The 3,594-nt window shown below is 67.0% G+C and carries 2 protein-coding genes; both read left to right on the top strand.

Going from position 1 to position 3,594, the window contains the following annotated elements:
* A partial coding sequence (locus WBA11_RS10880; RefSeq protein ID WP_424520712.1) for a response regulator occupies window positions 1-1,066 on the top strand: 1,066 nt, incomplete at its 5' end.
* A 67-nt stretch (window positions 1,067-1,133) separates the two neighbouring features.
* On the top strand, window positions 1,134-3,594 hold a 2,461-nt coding region (locus tag WBA11_RS10875), incomplete at its 3' end, for a PAS domain-containing protein (RefSeq protein ID WP_424520711.1).

Below are 3,594 nucleotides of genomic sequence, written 5' to 3'. Positions count from 1 at the left end.
GGACAAGCTGGACGCCGTGTTCGAGTCGTTCTCGCAAGCCGACGCGTCGACGACGCGGGAGTACGGTGGGACGGGCCTGGGGCTCACGATCTGCCGCCGCCTGACCGAGATGATGGGCGGGTCGATGTCCGTCGCCAGCGTCGAGGGCGAAGGCTCGACGTTCACGTTCGACATCGAGACCCACGTCGCCGAACGGTCGGGCCGCCCCGACCTCGAAGACCGTCAGCCTGCGCTCCGCGGGAAGCGGGTTCTCGTCCTCGATGCGCGCCAGGTCACCCAGGACGGACTCGTCGGCATGGCGCGGCAGTGGGGGATGGAGACCGTCGCAGCGGGGACGGTCCTCGAGGCCTCCCTCGCCCTCGACGGCCGGCCGCCGGACGCCGTCCTGGTCGACGAGGCCGTCTTGGTCCGGGAGGGACGTACCGCGCTCCGGCGCTTACCGGGTGCCACCCTCGAGAGCCGCGATGCCGAAACGAGCGCGCCCGCAGTCATTTTGATCTCGACCGTCGCTAGCGACCCCGACGAGCGACGAGCGCTTTCTTCCGACGTGGCCGATACTCTACTCAAGCCTGTCAAGTCGGCCTCGCTCCACGCCGCCTTGACCGCTGCCCTCTGCGACGACAGCGGGGCCACGGACGTGTCTCTCGGCCCGTTCGTCGCGCGTCCTGCGCAGGACCGAGAGGCCTTCGATCGGGTGCGGGTCCTGATCGCTGACGACAACCTGGTCAACCAGAAGGTGGCGGCTCGTTTGCTCGACCGCCTCGGGTGCGACCACGAGACCGTGGTCAACGGCGCCGAGGCTGTCGAGGCCGTCCAAAACTCGGCGTACGACGTGGTCTTGATGGACGTCCAGATGCCCGTCATGGACGGCCTCGAGGCGACGCGCCGGATCCGCGAGTGGGACGGGCCCCAGCCTCACGTCATCGCGCTCACAGCCAACGCGATGGACGGGGACCGCGAGGCCTGCCTCGAGGCCGGAGCCGATGACTACCTCTCCAAGCCGGTGCGTCTCGATCAACTCGAGGCCGCGCTTGAGAGGAAGGGAGTAGAGGTGGTCGGTAGCTAACGCTCATCAGGTTGGTGCTTCAGGCACCGCCGGACCGACCGATACCTGGGAGCGACTCCCTCTCCGCATGTCCGATTCCAACACCATCCGCCGCCAGCTGACGATCCGGTACGTGTTCGGGCTATCGCTGATCGCTTTCCTCGCGGTTGCGGGTCAGGTCTTGGTCCAGCACAGCCTGCACAGCCAAGCGGAGTCTGGTCGCGAGGTGAACCTCGCGGGGCGTCAGCGGATGCTGAGCCAGAGGATTGCGAAACAAGCCCTAGCCGCCCGCGCCGGCCGCGACCTCGAGAGCGACCGCCTTGCGGCCGATGTGGACGAGTGGGTGTCGGTCCATAGCGGGCTCCTCACGGGCGACGCCGATCGGGGCCTCCCTGGCATATCGAACCGGACGATCCACGTGTCGCTCGACTCGCTCTCACCGACCGTCGAACGGCTCTCCGTCGCTGCTACCGACCTCGTGAGCGCCCTCGAGGCCGGCGACGACGATGCCGCAGTCCTAGCGCTCGCGTCCGTCCTCGAGGCCGAGCAGGTGTTCTTGCCTCACATGGACCGTGTTGTGTTCGCCCTCGACGCCGATACGCGCAAGGCCATCAGCGGGCTGCGCTGGATCGAGATGGTCCTTCTCGGTCTCACGCTCCTCGTCGTCGTTTTGGTAGCTCGGTTCGTGTTTCGGCCGTCCGTCGAGTGGGCTGCACAGATGGCCAATCGCTCCAATTCGTTCGGGGTCGTACCCAAGCAACGCCGCTCGAAAGGAAACGGAGTGCTAGTCGCGCAACGGTGGATCCTGGTCGGCGTAGCCGTCGCGGTCGTGTTGTTCTGGTTCGTGTACCGACTCATCGATCCCGAGTACTACGACCCGATCGAGGTTCGGCTTGCCCTCGCAGGGTTCGTTACGGCACTCCTCGGGCTAACGTTCGTAAGCCCACGCGTCCGCAGGTCCCCGCTCGGAGCGGGTATGACCGGCGCCGTCGCAACGGTCGTGATGACCACGTGGCTGGCCGCGGCCAACGAGTTCGACGCGCCCTGGACCATCGGGATACTCACCGTTGTGAGCGCTGCCGTGCTCGCCATCGCGCCCTACGCGTCGACGGTCGGGCAGGTGTGGCGAGTCGTGGGGACCATCCTCCTGGCGATGGTCGTGCCCCTCACGGTCATGGTCGAGGTCAACGGCTCCACGCTCTTGCTCTTCCTTTACTCCGTGTTCCTTACGGCTTTCGCAGGAGTGAGCGCGAGCGCCCAAGTGCACATCCGCCGGGCGCTCCGTGAGAGGCAGCGAGCCCTCGAGGCCCGCGAGCGGCTCCTGCGAACAGTCATCGATGCCGTTCCCGCTCGGGTCATTGTCCTCGACCGCGACGGGCGGTTCGTGCTCGGTAACGAGGGGGCTCTCCAAGACATGACCGTCGAGACCGTAGACGATATCGAGGGCCGCACGCCAGCGGACGTTTTCGATCCTCTGACCGCGACGATGGTCAGTCGTGGAAACCAGGTCGTCCTCGAGTCCGGCGAAGCGGTTCTCGATATCGAGCATCCGATGGGCGACCTCGAGGGCGCCCGCTTTGGGCTGACCTCGAGGGTCCCCCTCCGGGACGAAACCGGGGAGGTCGTCGGCGTCGTCGGGCTCACGCGCGATGTGACCGAGGCCAAGCGCGCCCGGATCGAGGCCGATGAGCAACGCCACCTCTTGCGAAGCGTGATCGACACGATCCCGGACTTTATCACCGTCAAGGACCGGGACGGACGCTGCATCACCCGAAACATCGCGGACGCCCGCGTGATCGGCTACGACACCGTCGAGGAGACGATCGGCCTGACCGTCTTCGACACCAGCAAATCGCCGGAGCTGGCTGCCGAGTTCCACGCCGATGACGTGCGCGTGATGGAGACCGGCGAGCCGGTTCTGGCGGAAGTGTCTCAGCGATTGTTCGGTGGCGGGTGGAAGGAGACCACGAAGGTGCCGCTCCGTGACCTCGAGGGCGAGGTCATCGGTCTGGTGAGCACCATGCGCGATGTGACGAGCCGGAAGGAGTCAGAACTCGAACTGCTCCGCGCCAAGCAGTCTGCGGAGGACGCCAAGGAGGCGGCGGAGTCACGCGAGGCCGAGGTCGCCGAACAGCGCCGCCTGCTCCGGACGGTGATCGACACGATCCCGGATCACATCTACGTCAAAGACGCGGAGGGCCAAGCCACGCTCCGAAACATCGCCAGCGCTCGTGCGCTCGGCTTCGCGAACCCCGACGAGTCCGTGGGCCGCAGGGACGCCGACGACGCTCACGAGTTCGGGGCCATCTTCAGCGAGGACGACCGATTCGTCGTCGAGACGGGGACCGCGATCCGTGACAAGGAAGAGCCGTTCGAGGACCAGTGGCTGTTGACCACCAAGGTCCCGTTGCGACGGCCCGACGGCGAGGTCGTCGGGCTGGTCGGGGTGTCCCGCGACATCACGGCGTGGAAGCAGGCCGAGGCGGAGCTCCGGGAGGCGAAGGAGGCCGCGGAGTCGGCGACCCGGGCCAAGAGCGAGTTCCTGGCCA

The sequence above is a fragment of the Rubrivirga sp. genome (assembly GCF_049648075.1).
Classification (GTDB): Bacteria; Bacteroidota; Rhodothermia; order Rhodothermales; family Rubricoccaceae; genus Rubrivirga.
This window is presented reverse-complemented; position numbering and strand designations above follow the sequence as displayed.